Genomic DNA, 22,387 nt, shown 5'->3' with positions numbered 1-22,387 from the left:
ATGTCGTGTCCAATTCGTGAATAAGAATTCAACTGAGGATTATCCCTCAGTCGGTGGACTGTATGACCGAATAGCAATCTCAGTCAGACACGATCGGTGTGTCCGCGGAGTTGGACATGAGCGCGTACCGAGCCGTCCACCGACAACCACCTCTGCAACACCCAATGTCGGCGTGTGAACGGTCGCAGGTGCACAACTGACACAGTACAACCGGGGGATACACCACTCAACCTCCTCAACGCAGCGCGACGCATACGCGAAAACGATGTCAGTTACAGCGATGATATCGCCGCACGAAGTGCATCGAACCACGTCCGAGTCATCACTGACGACAATTCCAGTGAGAATCTGCTCGATTGTCGACGACGCCGCTTGTTCGTCGCCACCAACACTCACCGAATCGTCCGTGGAACCAGCACAGTCACAAGTCATCGCTCAATCAACTCCGTGGCAAGAGACCGAATTTCGTCTTCGACCACGCAACTCAACGGCTGGCGGTGCTCGGCACAGTAGGCCATAATCGCTTCACGCTCTTCCTGTTCGAGTGCTACCGACACATTCGGAATCTGTAGATACTCGTTGTACCGATTCTCATGTTGCGTGCGACGGTGAACCAACTGAAACGGCAACTCCGCTTCTTCCATTGCGAGGTCAACGAACTCCAGTGCGGACGACATCTCATACTCGACAGCGTTTGCCGCCGTCCCAACGGTCCGCTCAACCGAAACATCCATATCTTGCATCCGTCGTCCGAGCTGGGCGGCAACCCGCCAGGAGAGTCCCTTGTAGCGACGCACATCCTCGTTGTAATGCCGGAGGGCCTGCCACGATTGGGCATCACCCTCCGGCCCATCACAGAGCAGCGGATGAACAATATCCGGAAGAGCAAGTGCATCGAGATACCGACGGACAGACTGAGAACTCCGGGTAGTCCGGCCGGCAACCTGGCGAGCAATCGCTCGCTGTGAGTCTGTCTCCTCACCCAACTCGACAGCCAACGACTGGCAATACTGCGCCCAGTCATACGAACTCCATTCACGCACGATACTAGCGGACTCCGTTGCTGAAAGAGCCGCCAGCGGCGTCTCGTAAACACGCACCGGCAACTGCTCCCAGCCAAGACTCGTTGCGGCCTGATACCGCTGCCAACCATCCGTAATGTGATAGACATCCCGGTCATCAGCGAGACGGACAATCAGTGGCTGCTGGATGCCATCCTGCTTGATCGACTCACGGAGTGTCGCCGTTGGTGAGACGCGTCGTGGGTTGTGTTTTCCATGAACCAACCGTTCGATGGCAACTAACTCATCGTACTGCGCCGGCAACGCAGCTGGTGCCGGGGGTGTCGATGCCATTGTTACTCCCACCCCTTCTGCTCTGCAAGGTCCGCAAGTCGTTCCTGATACAGTTCACGGACGAGTTCTACGTGCCCTGAAACTTCCCGGTTGGCTTTCGCTTGGGCGTGCCAGCGACTGTGGCGGTGAGTCTCCGGCCCGAATACATCGACACGCTTGAATGGTCGATGTGGCACAAGTTCTTCGTATGTTTCTCGACACTCCTCGGCACAGGCTTGCAAGGTCTCGCTGAACTGTTGGCGCTGTTCCGCCGGCGATGCAGCGGCCGCTACGTCGCTCGTCATTTCATGACGGAAGTCCCTGATCGTCCGGCGCAGTTCTTGTTCGGACATCTCCTCGTGATTCAGTGAACCGACGGCCTCAAGAACTGCGTTCGTCGGATCGACGGCATCACTGTCAAGTTCAGCTGCAACGGTCTCATGCAGGGTTGCAATTTCCCGCGATGCCCCCGAACGCCCGTCACCGCTGCCAAGCGTTGTCCCAGTATCGATGCCATAGTTTGAGAGCGTCTGTCGTTCAGTCGCGGTGCGGTCATCAGGTGTTTTGAATAGCGCTTGCACTGGCTCCGGCAGTGTGGCCGTCCGCAGATGGCCTTTGATAAGCTGGACTGCATCATTATCATGCCGGCCGAGAAATCGCTCGGCGAGATACCGTTTTGCTTGTCGTTCCGTGGTGAACCCGTCTGAAGCCCACGCATCCCAACCGGTCGGGCCGCCAGAATCTTCATCCGTACTTGGAAGCGATGGCGGCTGACAGTCAGTTCCCGTATAGTGAGAGTAGAGCCCTTGTTCGTTTGCAACTGAGGTTCCACACTGCGGACAGGCATCCGGTTCTTCTCGTGGACGCACCAACTCGAAAATAAACGCGAGTTGTTGGGCGACCTCTTGTTCGGAAAGAGCCTTCCGTTCAGTGTTCTCGAGTAGTGATGTCCACGCCGCATCGAGATCATCCGCTGCGAGTACCTTGCAAGGAACGGCTTCCAATCCAGCATCCATCGCTGCGTGATAGCGACGTGATCCTGCGACGATCGCGTACGATGCGTCCGTGTTACCCCCGAAATCGCCGTCAGTCACGTGCTCAATCGGACGGACGAGCAGATCCTGCAACAGCCCATCGTCAGCAACGGACGCTGCCAGCTGGCGATCGCTCTCGTCGTTTATCCACGGCTCTTCGCGCGCCTGTGTTGGATCAACGACGAGATCGTCGATTGGAATCTGTTCGTTCCGGATCATTGGTCTGTACCCGCGGCTTGATCCATATCGCGGATGATCTGTTGCCAGCCGACCTGTTCGAGCGTAACAGCAACATCGTCACTCTCTCCCGTCTGCTCAATTGCGACTTCCGCGAGAAAGCCTTCAGCATCAGTCGTCAACTTGGATTGAATCTCTGCAACGGCAGCGTCGTACTCTTCGTAGACAGTGATGTCATCGGCGACGGTGAGGTAAAATCCCTCGTCAGCGTCGATACTGAACTGTGCCGGAGCCATTAGGCTTCACCTCCAGACCCCACTCCACCGAACGGTTGTGGATCAGGAACTGCCTCGTCGACCGACTCGCCGAGTTCAAGGACTCGGTCATCGGTCACGACGTATGGTTTCAATACGCCGTACGCGTCGGGCAGCACGTGCTCATTAACCCGGACAGCCAGCCGTTCGGGCGAGCGCGGTCGGATATCCTCCGGCCCAGCCCAACTGAGGTACTTGCCGTTCGCCTGCTCGTGGAATTTGGTCTCCGTCTCGATCACTGACCGGAGGTTGAGATTCCGGACGTCGAACCCTAACTCGGTATAGAGTCCGCGATCGGCGTTGTGCCGTTTCGTCACTTCACGGACTGGTGGTTCCGCAGGATCAGAGACAAACCGAAGGTCGAACTCCGGAGACTGTGCTGGCGTGACCGCCTGCAGTCGCTCGTCCGTAATGCGTAGCGTACACTGTGTGACCGCGAGGTCAGGTTCGACGCTTCGTTCTCGTGGTCCGAGCCGTGTCTCGACTTCCTCGAGAAGGCGCGCTTGTGCGTCGTCAGTCAACGGATTTGCCGGCCCATCTGCACCGGGGAGTTGCTCGTAATCGATCCTGACGCGTTGGTGGTCCTGTTGTTCCCAGCTAACGTCGTAGTTTCGCAAGTCATCCAGAAGTCTCCCGTTGGTCGTTTCGATGCTACCGCTGGCTTTCAAACGGATTATCTTCTGGCCGAAGGCGTCAAGAACCGCACGGAGAGAGTTAGTCAATAGCGAAGGGATTTGGACCGTTCGACGGATCTCTTCGCTGGAGGAGGAGTCCGTCTGGCTCATTTGTTCCTCCTCGTGTATGTCACAGACATCTTGTTGCCAAGCGATGCGCTAGTCGTACCGGTGTTTTGAATACCGGCGGATCCAGAGTATTTCATGGGTTTCTGCCTTCCAGAAGCCCAGTCCGCGTGCCTCACCACGCGGGCATTCTGGAATATGCCAGAGTGACTGGACTTCTCTACCATCTCCTACACTATGTAATGGCAAAAGCTTTTCCCATCTCCTGTATAGGAGATGGTATCGGACCATTACCTACATAGGTGATGTCCATGAATTAATAATCGTGCCCGGCAAGGAGCGCGATGAGGAGTCTGGAGAATACACGACAAGTTACTCCAATTCAGACTTTTTCTCTGCGATCCAAGTTCTTGACGGGATGGCTGGTACATCAGAGATTGCAGAAGAAGTTGGTTGTACTCGACGAACGGCATATACACGGCTCAAATCAATGGAAAAGCAGGATGAAGTAGAAAGTCGTCAAGTCGGCAACTCACTTGTCTGGATGATCTCAGAATAAAAAATGGGGAAAAATGTACGTCGAGAGCCCCACCCCCGGGTGTATTGTGAACTACGGAAAACAACCGGAGACATCGAACAATACTCACACCCCACCGTGTCAAGTGTTCTCAACAGTACAGAATCCAAAACGGTACAGCAAACAAAAGCAAAAACACCACAGGCCTGTGCCGCACCGAGAAGTCAGTCTACTGCTGAACCGATCTTTCGTCCATCCCCCACCCCCGGGTGCGTCGTGAACTAGTCGACCAATCCGAGTACGCCATCAAGACGGTCAATCGAATCAAGTACGTTGATCGTTGCACCCAGATCAGTGTTCAGTTCCCAGAAGTACTTTCGCCCACCCTCAGAGCCAGCCGTTCGAATCGTGTATCGTGTCACACCCAGAAGATCTAATTCCTTGAGATGATCTCGAACCCGATCGAGTGAGATGTCATTCGTCTCTAATTCCGCACACACGTCCCGGTAAGTTGCGTACACCTTGCGCGTTCGAGCTGGCGTGTCTCCCTGTGACTCCAGCATCACAAGCGCAACAAGGGCGAGATGATCTTGGAGGGTGAGACCTTCGATACTCCGCATGATGGACCTCCGATCGACCTTTGCTTCGGCTTTTTCCGCATGTTCATCGGTCACGCGGTCGTCACCTTGTTGCAACGCGATTTCACCCGCCTCATAGAGATAATCGATTGCCTGTCGTGCAGATCCCTGATCGTTCGCAGCGTAGCCTGCACAGAGCGCGATCGCACTCTCGTCAACGACGCCGTCAACAAACGCCATCGCTGCGCGTCGCTCAAGAATTGAACGGAGTTGCGAGGCATCGTAGGCATCAAACATAACCCGCCGTTCTCTGAACGAATCTTTGACCTTCGGAGAGAGTTCCGCGAGAAAGTTGCCATCGTTACTGATCCCGATGATGCTTACACCGACGTCGTCAGCGATGTGGTCGTTGTCTTTTGCTCTGCTCAGTTCATACAACAGAAGATCATCTTGGCCAATTGAGTCGACCTCATCGAGAACGAGAACAATTGTTCCACCAATATCATTAATCAGATCATAAAAGTGGTCGAATACTTTCCGCTTCGGGTGTCCATTCGGATTCTCTCCGGTTTTCTTCTCGACAAGATCACAGACGACCTGATACGACGAGGTCTGTCCTGCACAGCTATGAAAGATCGTCGTCAATTCAATATCGTTCTCGGCCGCCCGAGTTTCAAATTCAGAGAGAATAAATCGAGCGGCAGCTGTCTTTCCTTGGCCAGTTTTACCCTGCAGAAACACATCGTGCGGAGCCCCTGTCCCCAAACCAGGGCTGAGTGCAGCGCCGAGTTCTGAGAGTTCCTCTTCTCGTTCCGGAAGCTCGTGTGGCGTGTATTCTTCGGCGAGTACGGATTCATCCCGGAACACCGACGAGCGATCCTGGAAGTAGTCTGGCATGATTTTATTCTCACAGCACATACAAATATAACTTGTGTGTCGCACATATAGTCAACCCCCCGGGTGCGTCGTGAATTCAGCGATAGTCGATCTCGGCTATGGTAGTAATCCTAGCTTGTCCAAATTCACGACACACCCGGGGAGGGTGTGGCCTTGGTATCCATGTTCCGGAGATCTTGGCTGAAGAAGCTGATTCTGAGATTAACAACAGTCTACATCGGGACCGTATTGGCTTCGGAAGAGATAGTGATAATTCGCTCTTCATTTGTTTTCGAGAACAGTCAAATAGTGGCGTGTGCATTCTGACTCACTACCCACGCACTAGTCAGCAGAGTTCGCGACACACCCGGGGGCGGGAGTGACGTTTAAGAGGAGGGGCCCCTGTCGTGTTTAACCCCCGGGTGTGTCGTGAACTTCTCGGAACAACGAACCCACTGAGACCCCACTGTGTCGAGTGTTCTGTCACAAACACATCCCGCACCGACTAATCCCACCCACACACCCCACAACGAGTGAACACCTCAGACCGAGTCGGCATGTTCGAGCGCTTTCACGACGATTTCGGGGTCACGCATGAGTCGATGCTCGAGATAACTGCCTTGCCTTTGGCCGCCACCAGTATGGTTAGACTCAGTGACCCCCAGAAACGCCTGCTCTTTGAGCAGTCGGTACACGCGATCCTCGGAAAGTAGCTCGGATCCCGCTCGCTCGACAATGCGCGTGAAAAAGTGTTTCCAGCCTAGATCGGGCCCCTCGGCGAGGTCGTCGGTGACTAAGATGGTGGGTAAGCCGATGTACCAGTACAGGTGTGGTCGAGTAATATCGACACCAGCGAGAATAACATCGCCACGCCGACGCTAGGTTCGTCTCCGCGTACGGTTGGCTGTCTTCCCGGATGCCGGAATGCAACGGCACTGAATTTGTCTCGCCGAGCCGACGATCACAGCAGTCACACCGCCGGGGAAAGGAACACCATCCAGACACACTAACCGTCTCTCTCTCTGAGCTAACGGTAAGTCTGACGACATATTTTAAGCAATTTCGGATAGTTATAATATTCATGGATAGAAAAAATAGCCAGCTAGGGATAACGCTGGATCTCTCGATCCCGGTTACTGATCCAGACCTGTTCAGCCACCGGGCAACGGCACAGATACTGCCGTTGTTAGCGGACAATCCCTATACTGGCTTTGGCATCCGGGAACTGAGCCGAGCGACAGATTTCACACATCGAAGCGTCTCCCAAGCGGTGGCTGATTTAGAAACCGCTGATCTTGTCACGACTGAACAGAGTGGCCCACAGAAACTCGTCCGAATCAACCGCGCTCGACTCAACAAACAGGACGATCCAATCGTTGCAATCCCGCAAACAGAATTTCACGACCCAGTCCGTGATCTTGTAGCCAAACTCAAAACCCACCTCACCAAAATACGGGGAATTGTCCTGTTCGGCAGTGTCGCCCGAGGGGAAGCAGATCGCCAGAGCGATATCGATTGTTTTGTTCTTGTTGGCGAGAAGCAAGCAGTCGGACAACAAACAGCACACAAAATCGTTGAGGAACTCCACGATCGCCGGTACGACGGTGATCGGTACACATTCCAAGTACTCGTCGAGTCGGTTGAAACAGCAACACAGTACGGATAGCGACTGCAGACGATCTTTGCGGAGGGAATGACCCTCTCGACGACAGAGACACTCCAAGAATTGAAACAGGAGGGACTCACAGATGGATAACAGCTACGTCGAAGAAGCACTCGAGACCGCCGAACGCGCGTTCCAGGATACGCGCGGGCATATCCCCGTCGAGTGCAAGATGAAGCGTCGCCACGAGCGCGAGATGGCCATGTTGGGTTAACTCGCGCATGCCGTGTTCAATCTGGCTCTGTTCAAGTTCGTCAAGGGAGACAGTGAACGCCATCTCGTCACCACAGCACGGGGTGTCACCCTGAAACAAACATACCAAAGACAATTTTGATCGCCCAGCAGAGCAAGTTTAAAATTCAAGGAATTCGTACTATCGAGCATGGCTCCGCAGCCCGTCTCGGAAACACCGTCTGAGGATCTTGAAAGCGGGATCAATCAACTTGCCACCGTTGGGCGGCTGTTGGATAACCCAGAACTCGCGCGTGTCTATGTGTATGTCTGTTATTACGGGCCGGTCACTCGACCGCAGATCAAAACCGCGCTAGAGATTCCGAAAACGACAGTCTACGATCACGTTGGGACGCTTGATGCACTCGGTATCGTCACACTGGAGGGGGACCGACCAATTGACGTGACAGCAGCCGCGGTCCGAATCACTAGCGATGGCATCGTAGTGACCCCGACGATTCTCCATGCCGTTGCGCTCCAAGAAGTCGATGAGGAGATCTCATACTTCGTCGAACGACACGGTGTCGGCAAACTCGCTGCTGCGGTCCGACAGGCTGGACTTCACTATGCAGGCCAGATTACACAGCGGATGGCCGCCGATCCGCTTGCGATCTCAACTGGTGAGGCGATCAGTATCATTCATGCACTCAAGCCCGCAATAGTTGTCGGGCGCGAATACGACCCCTACTTCAGCGTAATTTTCCCGGAGATTGCAGACGATATTGAATTTGAGACTGAGATTGATGTAACTGCTCCGTTGCCAGATGATGATTCGTAAGTGGTCTTCTCCTTATGAATACGTCATCTCTCCTCTCATCTGAGCACGCCACACTAATTGATACCAACGTGTTCATTAGTATCGGAAATCCAGAAACCGCCAAATATCGTCAGTTTCGTCGCGTCGTTCAACGTGCTGACGTGACGCTGTTGGTTCCGTCTCGTATTGAAGACGAGATCGAACAAGGGGGTGTCAAACCAGCACTAGAGCGTGCTCAAGAGGAGGGATGGGCGAACGTTGTCTCGGCCCCAACGGTCTCACACGGCAAGGCGACGACGGCGCAAGACATCGTCCGGCGAGCAATCGCCTCGAAATCGCCGGAAAAAGACGAACACGATGTTGAAAAAGCCGATCCAGTATTCGCGGGACTTGCTGTCGAATATCTCCTTGATAAGGGCCAGGCGGACAGCGTGACAGTGATCACCGCTGATCGGATTGCTCGAGAAGCAATTGAAACCGCAATGGCATCATTAGGATATGACGGGCAAGTTTCGACGCTCACGCTCTGGGGTCTTATTGATCGTGATGATGACGACGTCACACTTATATAATATTTTCAGTGCGCGGTTGGCCGTCGTCTCGGATGTGGGAACGCAAGCCCACCGGTTGTGTCTCGCTGAACCGATTGTCAACGCCATCTCGTCACCACAGAACGGGACGCCGCCCTGACGGAACGCAAGGCAAAATCAATCACCTCAGAATCAAGCCCCGAGGTATCCGCCTCAAGATTTCATGAATAGATCGCATTGGCACAATCACACACAACAGACTGAGGGTGCAAATCTAAAGTCTGCAGATTTCGTATTGCATACTGTGCCAATCATCAGAGACGGACCCGGCTCAGAGGAACCAACTCCAGAGCGGGCAAGCAGCGTCGAAGAATACGATGATTTTTTGATCGCTGCTGAGTTGCTGCAACGCCCCCGCTTAGCTCGTATTTATGTGTATACTTGTTACACAGGGCCCACGACGATCGACACCATCATCGAAGCGCTGGATCTCAAGCGGGCGACAACTTACGAGGATATCGAAGAACTCGAACGGGTCGGTGCAGTTGACCGGGATGAGTCGACTCGACCCCACCAGATCACCGCAGAGGCATTCGCCTACGTTGATCCGGAAGGAATCGCGATTACGCCGACGGTCTTCCACGCAGTCGCACTTCGAGAAATCGATGACGATGTCGCCTACGTCCATAATCGATACGGGCCGGGGACAATCGCCGCTGCAGTCCGACTCGTCGTAGAGTACTACGCTGGTCAGCAAACAAAGCGAATGGTTGCTACTGCACTCGGGATCGAACCCGTTGAGGGGATGTCGCTCGTGGGCGCCCTCAAACGAGTAATCGCTGTCGGCGCCAGACACGACCCCTACTTCGATCTCGTTGCCGGCGATGCCGCACCGGCGGTCGACACCTCAATCGAGGCCTCACTCGAGGATTTCTCACACGAGACACCAAACGAGGATGGGTAGCGAGAGACCCCTATCACCAGACGAACCAACGCTTGTTGATACAATTTTTTCGTTGCGATTGGTGATCCCGAGAGATTCACTCGTTGTGCGGGGCGTGTCTCCAGTGTGACTAGCTATCCAGTCCAATGGCATTCACTCGGTACGAGGAGTGTGTCTCACGGAGTCGCGTGGTAGAGAAACTTCTCCCGCTTAGATCAGGCCCCTCAGCGGGATCATAGGTGATTAAGATGGCGGGCACGCCGATATTGGTACAGGTATGGTCGGGTGAACGAGGAGTTTACTTACTCGTATTGGCTGTCGCCCTAATCAAGGATGGCGACTAACGCATCGTTGTTGACGAACAACGGCGGGGATTCAGTCAGAAGTTATCATAGAGCGGTTCGTTGTCTTCGTTCGGAGAGGTTCTTTATTCTCAATGCAAACGAGGGCTAATCAGTGAAAATCGAGTCGTCCAGACTAACCGGATCCGATTCCACTGCGTTGAGTCGCCAGTAAACAGTCCGATTTGAAATCTTTCGCCCGCTACCTCTGTTCAACAACGGATCGAGTTTTTATCGGGTAGTGTCTTGTGAACAGCCAGTTACCGAGGCAGCGTCGCCAGACATTATGACTGGTTCTCAACGAAATTAGGCTGTTAAGAATGTCAGACAGTCTAGTCTGATCAGGCCCCACTCACTACGGTTGGTATTTATAAATCAGCGGTACAGAACCGCATTGTTCCGTATCCGTTACAACAACCCGTACTGGTGAGACTGATACTCTGTAAAGCACATAGCACATGTGAAACGAAGAGACTACGTAGCAGCCACTGGCCAACGGGCGGGACGAAGTGTATCGCATGCGCTTTGTATAGCGTCAATCGTCATGAAGACCGTTCACGAAATTCGCGACTTTGTCCTCTTTCTCTCTCTCGAAGCGGTGGGCATCGTTCTCACCAAGATAGCCAACATGGCGGTACAGAGGTACAATCGACGTTGACACTAACAAGAGAAATCTTGAGTCGATCAAAAGCCAAGCAAGAGTTAGACTGTTACTAGAGGCTTAATTCTGTCGAGCGTAGGCCAAATGTATTTTACACACGCGAATTGGTATGCTCTAGCGAAGAGGTATGAAAACCAAACGGCAAACAGAGCCGTAATAGCATAAAGAAAGACAACAAACCAATCTTGAGAGGAAGTGAGTATAGCCCCTGTGAGCAGTAACGCTGCTATAGCTGTCGCTACATTCATGAGAATATTTTTCTCAACCCTCAGCCTGGGATCGGATATGCAACGCTCATCTTGCTTGGTGAAGTCAACGTATTCTTCAAATTGAGTAGAAAACACGTCATAGCCACCGGCGAAACTCCTTTGGACTGTTTGAGTAACTGTTTCGACTCGGTTTATTACTGAACTCAGAATACCCTCTGAGGATGCCGGTGGTGATTCAGGGGAATCTTGACAATGCGGCTCGGAAAATGAATTTGAGGTTTTAGGCGTCGAAGATATAGCAGGACCCGCAAGTTGCGAGGGTGGGACTGAAGTCTTGAATGTCAACGAGAAAGCCGCGTATTCGGCCGGTTTGGGGAGAGCCGAAGTTCCAGGTGGTGGGGAAAGTGCTGGAAACGTAGGCGGTGGGGAAAGTGCTGGAATCTCGGTTCTAGCTGGGCCGATCGTAGGTTCAACCGATTCTCGAGAGAGTATGCGATAAACAGTCTGATCATCTTTGTTTAATTCAATTTTGGAGAGATATCCTCGTTCAGCTAGGATGTCAAGATGGTCTTCAAGAGTGTCTTTAGAATAGTCAGAGGAAATCAGTTCGTTGTATTTGCTTATATGAAAAGTATCATATCCGCCTTCCCGAAGTTTAGTCACAGTATTGATGTGTCCAAAAAGTTTTAAAACCTTGCTGTCTTGACACTCAAAATTATCAATCAAGTCTTGACTTCGTTTTTTATCCTCAGTAGTAGCCTGAGGGAAAAGTAGTAATTCTAGCATTTTCCCACCCTAACAAAAACCCCGATATAAACGTTTCTTTTTTTCATTGAAAATACAATATATCCGATTATTAGGAAAGAACATAATCGGCAATACCACCACAACCATGGTTGGCACCGATGGAGTCACAAAATAACGGGAGCGAAACGTTTGAGATACGATCACACCGCGGAAACCTCCCTTCAGATGGTTATGCATCAGCTGGGCGAACCCTTCATATCGCTTGTAGACCAACTGAATCAAGTACTGACCTGCACGCCCCCGCGATATGGAGATACAGTGCAATTCCGCTTGTCACGGGTGTCGGTGCCCTCGGACTTATTGCCTTTCAGACATTTTCGGTCGGGTTGGTCGAGTCGTTGGCGGGGACTGTAGGATTGGCCAGCGGTACAGGGTATGGCTGGAAGCACTATAGCCGGCACCGCCGAGCACAGCGAACACCAACAATGGCAGTCCATTTGACAAATGTTGCAGGAACTGAGCACATCTACCTGCATGCTGACGATGCACATGGGGTGAAAAGCGCGTATGACCAACTCCATGCACCGGTGGTGTTGAATAAAGAGCCAACTGAACGGATGGATCTCAGGGATTTGATTGAACAAGCAAATCCCGAGGCGACACTGCAAATCGCAGAATACAGTGTCTCAGCTACGCCGCAGAGTGACCGATTACTCACAGAAGAAAGCACCTGCCCAGGAACCGGTGAGAGCACCAACCTGATGATTGATCTCATCAGAGCCGACCTGCAAGCCGCTGAGGTTGATACCGGTGTCCAGATATTAATTCGTGGCAGAGAGTCTGATGAGTCGGCTCTGCAATCCAAACAACAGAGTATTGCAAACGGCTATGACCGAGGATTTTATGGAAATCTGAAAGTTGAGGGTTCGCAAAGAATCGATCGAGCGCTGTCAGACAGCAGTGACGGACAAAACAATAGAGTGGATTCGTCGGAGACATGCAACCCTGAGAAACGCAAAAAGTGCAAACAAACGGACGGAAATAACACCTTTGATATCGTTGTCAGAATGCTTGCGTGTGTGCCCGAGGGGCGCGCATTAATAGAGGCAGATTATGTGTTCAACACAATTGGACAGCGGCTTGAAAAGGCGACGACTGACGAGATAGAGATCAAGAAGACAGTCTACACAGAGGGTGAAACGAATTATGTCAAAAGGGACTTCTCAACAGTCAGTCAGCAACTGCTTGAGAGAGAGCACTACGGGGGCCGAGGGCTACTCCGAACTCACATCCCGCGTGTGACAAACACACCCGAAATCGTTGCCGACTCACGAACAATTTGGAATTGGTGTCTGCCAACGACTGAAACAACTGAAAGCGCCAGACGCCAGACAAGACCCCGGGATCAGAACCCAACAGACAGACCACCAGAATCAGTGCTTGATGAACTCACCCGCGACAGTGACCGGAGCTCACGGTCCAATGACGACCATCACGACAGCAACGCCTGACAAGCCCGCTAAGACAACGGAGACGACAACCATGCCACGACCGAATATCATGACGCTCGGATGTACCAACGGCGAGGAGGTTGGAATTCCCCCCTCCGTCTGGAATCTACACACGCTGATTACCGGCCGGACGGGCAGTGGAAAAACGACGACAGCAACGAAGGCGATCAGCACCGCGCATCCCGTGACTGACGGGCCGACAATCGTGATCGACCCAAAAAAGAGCGGGTGGATACGCGAGGTTGCACGGACACACTACGCTCAGACCAGCTCACTTGAGGACGTCCTGTATTTTGATTGTAACCAGTATCTCCCAGCGCTGTCGATGTTCGATATTCGACCAATGCTCGATGGGGAGAAGCTACGAAATCAGGCCATCGCGGATCTCAGCGAGCACTTTGTACAGTTGATCGACCACCTGATCCCACAGGGCTTCGAGACGGTCCGCTCACAGGACGTGATCAAACATCTGATGCGAGCGCTGTTCGATTCTCACCACGGGAGCGACGCGTTCACGATCGGCGACCTTCAGACAGCCATCTACGAACTCTACAAACACGAGACAGTGCCCGAGGTGGCAGACCCAGAGACCGACCAGTTGCTGGATAACCTCTTAGTCGGAACACAACACAACAACGAGAACGTCTTTGACGGCGCACTCACGCGAGTTGAAAAGGTTTACGCGAACGAGCGATTGTCGACGCTGTTCTCACACGTTCCGGCCGATCAAACAGAGGCATTTCGCTTCGACAAGTGGTTGAACGAAGATGTTCTGATTCTGATTGACCTCGGCTGGGCCGCCACACACACGAAGCGAGTTCTGGCCAACGTTCTGTTGGAAGAACTCTATCGGAGCCTTACACGCCAACGCCAAACAGCACGACAAAACGATCCACCATACGTGCTTCTCTTCGTGGACGAGGTTGCAAACCTCCGCGTCGATGCCCCGCTAAAGAAGCTGCTGACGATGGGGCGGGAATTCAACGTCGGCACGGTCCCGATGCTGCAGTATCCAAAACAACTCGACAGCGATGGCAAAACCCAAGCAACTGCAGAGGTCGACATCTACAGCGAGGTCTTGAACAACTGTGAAACGGTGCTGACGGGCGCAGTCCGTGGTGATGAGATGTTGGTCAACCGCTTGTCCGGGTCGCATATGAGTTCCGGTGAGGTACAAAATCGAGTAAGCAACCTGGCGGCAAACAAATGGTTCTTTCAACCGGCCGGAAGCCGAGGGTACGGATCTGTCCAGTCATTCGTAGTAGAGGAGCCACCGCTCCCGCCGGGTCATCCAGACGGACCGGCCCCGCTCACAGACGACGAGCGCTCCGAATTTCAGGAAGCACTGGAGGCGTGCAAACGGCAAACGGAAGCGGAACACGGGATTTCGCTGACTGGTTCAACACAGCGGGCTGGTCGTGTCTCAACGACAGTCACGGAGCCAGCCGAACAGTCTGTCGGAAACCTCTCGCAATATCGACGAACACAGGCAATCACAACGCTGCCGTGGCTCGAGTCACTACCAGGGAGGGCACTGTACGAATCGGCAGCAAATGCGATCACCTGTGCGACTTGCGGGGCAGACCGCCCGGCAACACTCAGAGGACTCCTCGAAACCGTCGCCTGTCACGGCTCCCTCAACGAACTTCACAGAGATGCCATTCCACCGGTCCACGTTCGCCTGACGCTGACAGAACCGGAAATCGAAGCGGCTCCAGTTTCGCCCCGCTTGCTCTGTGGCCTACAGGTTCTGTACAATATGGCACAGAACCGGTACGCGCCGCTCGAATTCGACATTGTCCACGATAGCCCTCACACGGTTCTCAAGCGGTTCGGCATCGACTCAGCAGGACTCAGCAAACTCCAAGAGGAGGGACTGGTTACGAACAACAAACTCCACCGGTACTCATATTACCGGGTCACAGAACAGGGCCGAGACCTACTGAACCGCTCACATCGGCAAGGCATCGAGGTGGGACACAACCGCGGTGATACAACGGAGACAATGCTCCACAAGGCGATGATCGAAGCACTACGTCGCTATGTCGTCCAAGAGTATCGGGACGACCCCGACTCACCGGTCACCAAGGTCGACTCGTACTACGAACTGAGCGAACATCATCGCCAGTTCGATCTCGATGGCGGAACACGATTCGATCTCGTTGGTCGTGATGACGATGGGACAGTCCGGCTGATCGGCGAAGCTGAACTCGACCACAACGACGGCAACGAACCACCAGTGCGCGATTACGACCAGATTGCAACAGTCGAGCCAGACGAGGCGTTGTGGGTTGTCGGCTCCTCAAGCCGCGGGCACGATGCAGTGTTGACACCGTTAGCGGACCCACCTGCAGAGTTAGGTAAACCCCGGATCGATGCATACAGCGAGAGTTCCCGTATCGAAGAGATCTCTGGTATCGATACGCCGGGCATAACCGGAATCTTCACTCTCAACCAACTCCGCAAACAACTTCCGGAGCCAGAACTCCCTGAGACACCGCCACAGTAACTCTACTCAGACCATCTGTGAGCACGCGCTTGTGACAGTCACTCTCGTTGGCCCGATGACCACAGAGTCTGAGTGGGAACTCGACACGACCTCAGTCTGGATGGGGGGGACATCGAGACAAGCCACCATACGAGATTTGATAAGTATATAAAAAACAAAATTTGCAGTACTGGCTCAGGAACCACTCACTGAGACCATTGTGGGTGTTACCCGGAGATCCCCCATTTCAACTGCAACGGACACACTCCAAAATGAGAGAATATCATCGGAAGAACCACCAGACAACGCCGGCAAACACAGCAAAAAACACAGCTGATTATCGTCCGCAAGGAGAGAAATATGGATGTGTAAATGGGTGTGTTTTCTGAAAATCCCGCAGGGATTGTCCGCCCAGTCCGAGCGTCTGTTCGCTCTGGGAATGCTGTTTGGGTCAAGAGATCTATGTCAGAAGTAAGGTAGTTTCTGAGTGGTCAGCGTGTGCTGTCGGGGTCAGCAGTCACGTCCCTGAGCGAAGGTCTATCTGTGGACAACCAACTTAGACACACTGGTTTGCAAATATATCGGTTGGTATCGGGGTTGACAAAAACACCGAATTGTCCGACCAATAGTTGTGGATCGTGAGGTCGACCAATAAGATCGCCGGGCAAGAAAATCGGCGCAGGCGGTTCCGTGATGGACAGCCAGATCATCTTGTCAGGGTGGTCGTGCCACAACTGTGATCGCTGACTGTTCCACGTATCTATTACGCCCAGTGCTGGAGAATAATTGTGTACTCCGCAGTAGTCCGTAAGTGCTGTCTACACCTTGTAAATGCGAAGGGACCGAGCCACATCGACGCGTTTCGAGGGTAGAAGATTACACCGGATAGAGACGAGGAGTAGACACCGTCAGACTTGGGTACCCCTTGATCGCTGATACCCATTGCCTTAGCGAAACACCCCAAGGGAGATCAGAGAGACAAGAAAGGCCATCTTCTTCAGAAGTGTCGTGTAGTCCACGAGAAACGTTGTCTGTTTTCCCAATGATTTGGAGGGTGCCCATCGGCATCTCCTTACCGTCAGTATTCAGTGACGTCTAGACATCCCAGACAGAGTAGGATCTCATCTCCTATTTCTGATCGCATTTTATTCACTCTCAAGCCCCGTCGCCATTCGACACAGTCCGTTCTTTCATTAGTGATACCCCCCCGAGAACACACCTATTTTCCATATTCATTTCTATATTTGCGGATGAGAATTGGGTGAGTATTCAAACCAATAATCGAGAGACAGCACTTGGATTACCAGTATGACAGAGCTAAAAGAGTGTGAGTTGTACCAAACGTAATGTGCCACCCTAGCTTGACACTGTTCATTTCGGGTAGCGAAAATTCCAAGCAGGGGTTATAAAGAACGCAGGTGTCGATACTGCCTCACAGTGAGTTTGGTTCAGTGTCTTACTGTCCTGCACAGTGGTCGTTCCGTCCATGTCAAAATAGAACACACGTCAAATAATCTTAATACACACCCACAGGAACAGTGCACTATCACTCTTGGCCGAAGCGTCCGGCCAATGTGGTTACTCTGCACGAGGTGATATTCATGGGAGTAATTGATACTGTCGAATTGTACGATGATGTACACCTGCCAAACTATCCGGACGGGGTCGAGCCACCGGACGCGGTGAGCTGGCAAACCAAAGGTATCGACCGCCCCAGTATGTCCACATTTCGGATCACCGCAGACGGCCAGTTGCTCAAAAAAGAGTGGCATGGAAAATCCGTTCCACCAGAGGAGCGACCATACGCTGACAACGAGGATGTTGACGAAGACGATTTCCGTTATTACGTGGGCATGATGGAGCGCGTTCATGACGGCTGGACCGAACGAGATTCGTATCACGGTCGCTTCCAGATCACGCACTCATTCGAGAGCGTGGATCCGGTTGTGAGATATCAGGTGACGTTCACCCACGGCAAACTCGAAGGATTCGAGCGCATAAAATGATCTGTATAGGTGTGTGGCAAATGCCATCACACCAGCACCAGACTCAAACCTCGCTCCCATCAATCGAAAGACGAACCGATGCCCATCGAACTGACCGGCGAATACACCGACGCCCGAGTGATGGTCGACGACGAGTCGCTCATCGAGGAGAACTGTCTCGAACAGATCCAGACGCTGATCGACCATCCAGCCTTTACAGAACCGGTCAGAGCGATGCCGGATGCACACGTCGGCGCGGGCGCGCCGGTCGGGTTCACCATGCCGCTGCCGGACCGGGTCGTCCCAAACATCGTCGGCGTCGACGTTGGCTGTGGCATGGCCGCAACCAATCTCGGAGACAGCCTCCCGCTCGACCACACGACCCGCGAGCAGCGAGTCCGTACTGCCGTGCCGATGGGCCAGCAGACTCACGCGTACGATGACGCACCACACCTCGTCAACGAGTTTCCCTTCGAGCGAGCAAACACCGTCTTCGAGCAGTTCGAGACGGCCTATCGTGAGCGGTTTGGCCAGTCGATCAACCCAATAGACTTCGAGTTCGACGGCTACGACGGCGCGTATTTCAAATCACTCTGCCGACGCGTCCTCGCCGAGCAGCGTCAGGGGATGGGCCACATCATCAAGAGCGCGGGGACCTTGGGTGGCGGCAACCACTTCGTCGAGTTCGCACAGGCCCGCGATCAGGGCACCTACTGGCTGATCATCCACAGTGGCTCGCGGTATCTCGGCAAATCCGTCGCCGAGTACTGGCAGGCCAAAGCCACCGAATATCGTGAGGCAGATGCGATCCGGCAGTCCCTTCCCACGGAGTATCACGACTATCTCAAGTTCGATCCGACGACCGTCAGCGACGAGGAGTTGTTCGCGTGGGTGACCGGCGGCAAAGGTGAATCCCACCTCCGGAAAGACGCAATTCGGACCGACTTCGACGAAGCGGAAGTCGACGAGGTCTTTCAGGCACTCTCTCGGCCACGCAAAACAATCGAGGATCGCAACACCGATTTAGACTGGCTGGAGGGTCGTGAGGCACACGGCTACTACGTGGATATGCTGTTTGCCCAGCAGTACGCCCGTTGGAACCGCGAGTTGATGAGCGACGCAATCTGTGCAGCACTCGATATCGAGCTCCGCGAACGGTTCCAGTCGATCCACAACTACATCGACTTTCGCGATTTGACGATCAGAAAAGGCGCAACGCCAGCACGAGACAACCAGCGACTCGTAATCCCGTTCAACATGGCCGATGGCTCGGTCCTCGCACGCGGGAAGGGCAGCGAGTCGTACAACCGGACCGCGCCACACGGCGCTGGCCGGACGATGAGCCGTCGTGAAGCCGCGGAGACAATTTCTGTCGGAGAGTTCGAGGAAGCGATGGATGGCATCTACTCCGAATCAATCGACGAATCGGTGCTCGATGAGGCACCGATGGCGTACAAATCTGCGAGCCAAATCGCGAGCGCAATCGAACCCACTGCTGCCGTCATCGACTGGCTCGATGTACAGCACAATCTGAAAGCAATAGAGTAACGGGACACAGTCGAAGGTCACCACAGCCAGACTACACAAAAAGACCTATGTGCTTACTCACATTCTGAGTAACCATGAGCATCCTCGTCACAGGCGGCGACGGCTACCTCGGGTGGCCGACCGCACTTAGAATCGCCACACGAACCAACGACCGCGTCGTCCTCGTCGACAACTTCGCGCGCCGCGAGTGGGTCGAAGAAGTCGGCAGCGTCAGTGCAACGCCAATCGCAGACATCGACGACCGCCTCGAAGCCGCCGAAGAGGTCCACGATCTTAATAATCTCTCGTTCGTCGAGGCAGACCTCACCGACCGCGCCGAGGTGGACAAACTCCTACAGGTCCACGAACCCGACACAGTCATCCACACGGCGGCCCAGCCCTCTGCGCCGTACTCACAGATCAACGGCGAGCGGGCGAATTACACCCAGCACAACAACCTCCAGGCGACACGGAACCTCCTCTTTGGCCTCCACGAAAACGACCTGAACGATACCCACTTCGTCGAAACCACAACGACGGGCGTCTACGGCGCGCCGGAGTTCCCCATTCCAGAGGGCGGCGCGACGATGGAGAACGACGGCGAGCGCGACGAGGTGCCGTTCCCGGCGATGGCGGGGTCGTGGTATCACCTCACGAAAAGCCACGATGCGGCGAACATGCGACTGGCCAACCAGCAGTTCGACATCCCGATCAGCGACGTGCGGACGGCAATCGTCTATGGTACGGAAACCGAGGAAACGCGCGCAGACGAGCGCCTGAACACTCGCTTCGACTTCGATTACTACTTCGGAACGGTCACACACCGATTCTGCGCGCAGGCAGTCGCGGGCTACCCCGTGACGGTCTACGGCAAGGGCGAACAGCGCAAACCGTTCGTCTCGCTCGAAGATGCCGTCGAAGGCCTCGCACAACTCGCACTCACGGATCCCGACGAGCGCCCCGACGACCACGTCGTCTACAATCAGGTCACTCGCGCGATCAGCATCGTCGAGATCGCAAACACGATCGCTAATGTCGGTGACGCACACGACCTTGATGTGGCGGTCGAACACTTCGAGAACCCCCGAGACGAAGACGAGGAACACAAAATGGAGATCGAAAACGACCGTTACGCCGAGTTGATCGGCGGCCAGTCACAGTCCTTTGAGAATGCTGTCTCAGATATCTTCGAGACGTTGCTCCGGTACGAGAGCCGCGTAAAGGCCCACGAGGATCGCTTCCTTCCGGGCGTCCTCGAAGATTAACCCCATGGCAACAACAATGGACGACCGAAACGTCCTGGTCACAGGTGGCTGTGGGTACATCGGGAGCGCGCTCGTGCCGCAACTGCAGGACGCTGAGGAGACTCAAAGCGTCGTCGTGTTCGATTCGCTGACTGGTGGCTCACCGGCGAATCTCATGGATGCGGATGTCGGCAATGGACTGGAGTTCAGGCAAGGAGATGTGCGAAACTACGGTGAAGTCGAGAGCGCGATGCGTGGTGTCGATTCGGTGATCCACCTTGCTGCGATCACGGGTGCTGCGAGCACACACGACCGTCGCGAGGAAACGTTCGCCGTCAATCTTGAGGGGACGAGAAACGTCCTGAATGCGGCCGAGAAACTCGGCGTCGAGACGGTGACCTTTGCATCGTCCTGCAATAATTACGGCCGGGCGCCGCACGAGAACGTCGACGAGACAACAGAACCGCATCCGATCAATCCCTATGCTGAATCGAAACTTCAGTCCGAAGAGTTGCTCGCTGAGTTCGACGGCAACGCCACAGCGCTGCGACTCAGCACGAATTACGGATACGCCCGAGGCATCCGGTTCAATCTCGTTGTGAACACGTTCGTGTTTCGCGCACTCACGAACCGGCCGTTGACCGTCTATGGCGACGGATCAAACTGGCGGCCGTTCATGCATGTCGAGGACGCAGCGCGCGCGTTTACCCAGGCGACACTCGAGCCAGAATCGTGGCCCGAGTCGATCTACAACGTCGGCGCGAACAGCGAAAACTACCGAATCAGCGAAATCGCCGAGATCGTCCACGACGAGGTGGGCACTGGTGTCGACATCACGTATCTCGAAGACGAACATCCCGGGCCATCCTATCACGTCAATTTCGACCGCGTCGAAACGACTGGCTACGAACCAGAGTATACGCTCCGCGAGGGTGTCCGAGAACTTGCAACAGCATTTACCAGCGGAGATCTCACAGAGAACACATGACCACAGAAGACTCACCACCGACGGTCGCAGTCACAGGTGCTGCAGGCTACATCGGCAGTCGTGTCGTCCACAAGATCCAACAGGAGCATCCAGAGTGGGAGATTATCGCACTCGACAACTTCTATCTTGGAACAATTCGAGAGATCGGAGATGTGACTGTCCAGCACGTCGACATCCGCAACCGGGAGAGATTAGAACAGACCCTCGACGGCGCAGATATCGTTATGCACTTAGCTGCAATCAGCGGCGTCGACGACTGTGAGCAACAACCGGATCTCGCCTACGAAGTCAACGTCCAGGGAACAGAGAACGTGGCTTGGTTCTGCCGAAAGACTGGAGCAGCGCTCGCGTTCCCGTTCAGCATGGCCGTGTTGGGAGATCCGGCTGAGTTTCCGATCACCGTCGATCTCCCACGGGATCCGATGAACTGGTACGGGCGAACGAAACTCCTCAGCGAACAATCGATTCGAACATACGCTGAGGATTCGTTCCCAGCACATCTATTCCTCATCTCGAATCTCTACGGCGAACACACAGTCGAGGGCCAGCGAGTGACCAAAGGGACAGTCATCAACTTCTTTATTGATCGAGTCTTCTCTGACGAACCGCTGACTGTGTACGAACCCGGCACCCAGTCGCGGAACTACATCCACGTGAAGGATGTTGCAGACGCATACATCAGAAGCGCCGAACAGTTGATCAAGCAACGCAATCAGGGAGAGACAGGAGCACGAGCGTACGAAATCGCTAGCGAAGAAGATCCAAGCGTGCAGACCGTCGCAGAACTCGTCCAGACAATTGCCAGCGAGGAGGCAAGTATCGACACCGACGTTAGCCTCGTCGAAAACCCCCGGAGTGGAGAGACACTTGTCGACCAGTTTACTGTCGACACCAGCAGAACCAGATCGGAGTTAGGCTGGGAACCGGCACACACCGTCGAAGAAACGATTCGAGAGCTTATCCGGGCGCGTAGCGGCGGGTAAGAACGACGC

20 protein-coding genes and 1 pseudogene are annotated in these 22,387 nt (G+C 54.1%); 13 read left to right on the top strand and 8 right to left on the bottom strand.

The window, feature by feature from the left end:
* Positions 1 to 39: 39 nt before the first annotated feature.
* Genes V8P86_RS19095 through V8P86_RS08390 form a run of 5 tightly spaced genes read right to left on the bottom strand, consistent with a single transcriptional unit; the run spans position 40 to position 3,644 of the window.
* On the bottom strand, positions 40 to 432 hold the full coding sequence (locus V8P86_RS19095) for a DUF8112 family protein (protein ID WP_503629729.1): 393 nt from the start codon (positions 430 to 432) through the stop codon (positions 40 to 42).
* Positions 429 to 1,355, bottom strand: a complete 927-nt coding sequence (locus V8P86_RS08405; protein ID WP_336326807.1) for a ParB/RepB/Spo0J family partition protein — start codon at positions 1,353 to 1,355, stop codon at positions 429 to 431. Before V8P86_RS08405 ends, V8P86_RS19095 begins: the two co-directional genes overlap by 4 nt.
* Before the next feature lie 2 nt (positions 1,356 to 1,357).
* On the bottom strand, positions 1,358 to 2,587 hold the full coding sequence (locus V8P86_RS08400; RefSeq protein ID WP_336326806.1) for a ParB/RepB/Spo0J family partition protein: 1,230 nt from the start codon (positions 2,585 to 2,587) through the stop codon (positions 1,358 to 1,360).
* Positions 2,584 to 2,841, bottom strand: a complete 258-nt coding sequence (locus V8P86_RS08395; protein ID WP_336326805.1) for a hypothetical protein — start codon at positions 2,839 to 2,841, stop codon at positions 2,584 to 2,586. Before V8P86_RS08395 ends, V8P86_RS08400 begins: the two co-directional genes overlap by 4 nt.
* The gene (locus V8P86_RS08390; RefSeq protein WP_336326804.1) at positions 2,841 to 3,644 is read right to left on the bottom strand and encodes a hypothetical protein; all 804 of its coding nucleotides are present in this window, start codon (positions 3,642 to 3,644) and stop codon (positions 2,841 to 2,843) included. Before V8P86_RS08390 ends, V8P86_RS08395 begins: the two co-directional genes overlap by 1 nt.
* 280 nt (positions 3,645 to 3,924) lie before the next feature.
* Here V8P86_RS08390 and V8P86_RS08385 point away from each other — a divergent pair, with 280 nt between their 5' ends.
* Positions 3,925 to 4,158, top strand: coding sequence for a transcriptional regulator (locus V8P86_RS08385; RefSeq protein WP_336326803.1), 234 nt, complete (start codon positions 3,925 to 3,927; stop codon positions 4,156 to 4,158).
* A 239-nt stretch (positions 4,159 to 4,397) separates the two neighbouring features.
* Here the strand turns inward: V8P86_RS08385 and V8P86_RS08380 are convergent, their stop codons facing one another.
* Positions 4,398 to 5,591, bottom strand: a complete 1,194-nt coding sequence (locus V8P86_RS08380) for a Cdc6/Cdc18 family protein (RefSeq protein WP_336326802.1) — start codon at positions 5,589 to 5,591, stop codon at positions 4,398 to 4,400.
* Positions 5,592 to 6,112: 521 nt separating this feature from the next.
* Positions 6,113 to 6,301: pseudogene (locus tag V8P86_RS08375) on the bottom strand (cell division control protein Cdc6); the annotation flags it as partial.
* A 350-nt stretch (positions 6,302 to 6,651) separates the two neighbouring features.
* Between V8P86_RS08375 and V8P86_RS08370 the strand changes: the two are divergent.
* The 5 genes from V8P86_RS08370 (at position 6,652) to V8P86_RS08350 (ending at position 9,715) form a co-directional block, all read left to right on the top strand.
* Positions 6,652 to 7,236 (top strand): nucleotidyltransferase domain-containing protein, encoded by a 585-nt coding sequence (locus V8P86_RS08370; protein WP_336326801.1) that lies wholly within the window; start codon positions 6,652 to 6,654, stop codon positions 7,234 to 7,236.
* Positions 7,237 to 7,318: 82 nt separating this feature from the next.
* A complete protein-coding gene (locus V8P86_RS08365) occupies positions 7,319 to 7,447 on the top strand; it encodes a hypothetical protein (protein ID WP_336326800.1) in 129 nt (42 codons plus the stop codon).
* A 168-nt stretch (positions 7,448 to 7,615) separates the two neighbouring features.
* Positions 7,616 to 8,242: a DUF7437 domain-containing protein gene (locus V8P86_RS08360; protein WP_336326799.1), complete on the top strand. Its 627-nt coding sequence runs from the start codon at positions 7,616 to 7,618 to the stop codon at positions 8,240 to 8,242.
* A 14-nt stretch (positions 8,243 to 8,256) separates the two neighbouring features.
* A complete protein-coding gene (locus V8P86_RS08355) occupies positions 8,257 to 8,793 on the top strand; it encodes a PIN domain-containing protein (RefSeq protein ID WP_336326798.1) in 537 nt (178 codons plus the stop codon).
* Between the two features lie 391 nt (positions 8,794 to 9,184).
* Entirely contained in the window at positions 9,185 to 9,715 is a 531-nt protein-coding gene (locus tag V8P86_RS08350; RefSeq protein ID WP_336326797.1) for a DUF7437 domain-containing protein, read from the top strand.
* A gap of 1,022 nt (positions 9,716 to 10,737) precedes the next feature.
* Here V8P86_RS08350 and V8P86_RS08345 read toward each other — a convergent pair.
* Positions 10,738 to 11,691, bottom strand: a complete 954-nt coding sequence (locus V8P86_RS08345; RefSeq protein ID WP_336326796.1) for a hypothetical protein — start codon at positions 11,689 to 11,691, stop codon at positions 10,738 to 10,740.
* A 446-nt stretch (positions 11,692 to 12,137) separates the two neighbouring features.
* Here V8P86_RS08345 and V8P86_RS08340 point away from each other — a divergent pair, with 446 nt between their 5' ends.
* From V8P86_RS08340 to V8P86_RS08310, 7 genes are all read left to right on the top strand, one after another.
* Entirely contained in the window at positions 12,138 to 13,163 is a 1,026-nt protein-coding gene (locus V8P86_RS08340) for a hypothetical protein (protein WP_336326795.1), read from the top strand.
* A 31-nt stretch (positions 13,164 to 13,194) separates the two neighbouring features.
* Entirely contained in the window at positions 13,195 to 15,672 is a 2,478-nt protein-coding gene (locus V8P86_RS08335; RefSeq protein ID WP_336326794.1) for a type IV secretory system conjugative DNA transfer family protein, read from the top strand.
* Positions 15,673 to 17,252: 1,580 nt separating this feature from the next.
* Positions 17,253 to 17,657 (top strand): hypothetical protein, encoded by a 405-nt coding sequence (locus tag V8P86_RS08330; protein WP_336326793.1) that lies wholly within the window; start codon positions 17,253 to 17,255, stop codon positions 17,655 to 17,657.
* Between the two features lie 78 nt (positions 17,658 to 17,735).
* Positions 17,736 to 19,184 carry an RtcB family protein gene (locus tag V8P86_RS08325; RefSeq protein WP_336326792.1) on the top strand — a complete coding sequence of 483 codons (1,449 nt, stop codon included), beginning with the start codon at positions 17,736 to 17,738 and terminating at the stop codon, positions 19,182 to 19,184.
* A gap of 74 nt (positions 19,185 to 19,258) precedes the next feature.
* Positions 19,259 to 20,428 carry an NAD-dependent epimerase/dehydratase family protein gene (locus V8P86_RS08320; protein ID WP_336326791.1) on the top strand — a complete coding sequence of 390 codons (1,170 nt, stop codon included), beginning with the start codon at positions 19,259 to 19,261 and terminating at the stop codon, positions 20,426 to 20,428.
* A 4-nt stretch (positions 20,429 to 20,432) separates the two neighbouring features.
* On the top strand, positions 20,433 to 21,395 hold the full coding sequence (locus tag V8P86_RS08315) for an NAD-dependent epimerase/dehydratase family protein (protein WP_336326790.1): 963 nt from the start codon (positions 20,433 to 20,435) through the stop codon (positions 21,393 to 21,395).
* A complete protein-coding gene (locus tag V8P86_RS08310) occupies positions 21,392 to 22,378 on the top strand; it encodes an NAD-dependent epimerase/dehydratase family protein (RefSeq protein WP_336326789.1) in 987 nt (328 codons plus the stop codon). The genes V8P86_RS08315 and V8P86_RS08310 overlap by 4 nt, the downstream gene beginning before the upstream one ends.
* Positions 22,379 to 22,387: the final 9 nt, after the last annotated feature.

Source organism: Halovenus anhuiensis, from assembly GCF_037080055.1.
Classification (GTDB): Archaea; Halobacteriota; Halobacteria; order Halobacteriales; family Haloarculaceae; genus Halovenus.
Note: the sequence above shows the minus strand (reverse complement) of the source record. Positions and strands in the feature narration are given on the sequence as shown.

Bases quoted from the DNA above. Each gene is read 5' to 3' on its own strand.
- V8P86_RS08380 (WP_336326802.1), bottom strand. From the start codon at position 5,591: ATGCCAGACTACTTCCAGGATCGCTCGTCGGTGTTCCGGGATGAATCC.
- V8P86_RS08325 (WP_336326792.1), top strand. From the start codon at position 17,736: ATGCCCATCGAACTGACCGGCGAATACACCGACGCCCGAGTGATGGTC.
- V8P86_RS08400 (WP_336326806.1), bottom strand. From the start codon at position 2,587: ATGATCCGGAACGAACAGATTCCAATCGACGATCTCGTCGTTGATCCA.
- V8P86_RS08390 (WP_336326804.1), bottom strand. From the start codon at position 3,644: ATGAGCCAGACGGACTCCTCCTCCAGCGAAGAGATCCGTCGAACGGTC.
- V8P86_RS08370 (WP_336326801.1), top strand. From the start codon at position 6,652: ATGGATAGAAAAAATAGCCAGCTAGGGATAACGCTGGATCTCTCGATC.
- V8P86_RS19095 (WP_503629729.1), bottom strand. From the start codon at position 432: ATGACTTGTGACTGTGCTGGTTCCACGGACGATTCGGTGAGTGTTGGT.
- V8P86_RS08330 (WP_336326793.1), top strand. From the start codon at position 17,253: ATGGGAGTAATTGATACTGTCGAATTGTACGATGATGTACACCTGCCA.
- V8P86_RS08405 (WP_336326807.1), bottom strand. From the start codon at position 1,355: ATGGCATCGACACCCCCGGCACCAGCTGCGTTGCCGGCGCAGTACGAT.
- V8P86_RS08355 (WP_336326798.1), top strand. From the start codon at position 8,257: ATGAATACGTCATCTCTCCTCTCATCTGAGCACGCCACACTAATTGAT.
- V8P86_RS08340 (WP_336326795.1), top strand. From the start codon at position 12,138: ATGGCAGTCCATTTGACAAATGTTGCAGGAACTGAGCACATCTACCTG.
- V8P86_RS08315 (WP_336326790.1), top strand. From the start codon at position 20,433: ATGGCAACAACAATGGACGACCGAAACGTCCTGGTCACAGGTGGCTGT.
- V8P86_RS08310 (WP_336326789.1), top strand. From the start codon at position 21,392: ATGACCACAGAAGACTCACCACCGACGGTCGCAGTCACAGGTGCTGCA.
- V8P86_RS08320 (WP_336326791.1), top strand. From the start codon at position 19,259: ATGAGCATCCTCGTCACAGGCGGCGACGGCTACCTCGGGTGGCCGACC.
- V8P86_RS08335 (WP_336326794.1), top strand. From the start codon at position 13,195: ATGCCACGACCGAATATCATGACGCTCGGATGTACCAACGGCGAGGAG.
- V8P86_RS08360 (WP_336326799.1), top strand. From the start codon at position 7,616: ATGGCTCCGCAGCCCGTCTCGGAAACACCGTCTGAGGATCTTGAAAGC.
- V8P86_RS08365 (WP_336326800.1), top strand. From the start codon at position 7,319: ATGGATAACAGCTACGTCGAAGAAGCACTCGAGACCGCCGAACGCGCG.
- V8P86_RS08395 (WP_336326805.1), bottom strand. From the start codon at position 2,841: ATGGCTCCGGCACAGTTCAGTATCGACGCTGACGAGGGATTTTACCTC.
- V8P86_RS08345 (WP_336326796.1), bottom strand. From the start codon at position 11,691: ATGCTAGAATTACTACTTTTCCCTCAGGCTACTACTGAGGATAAAAAA.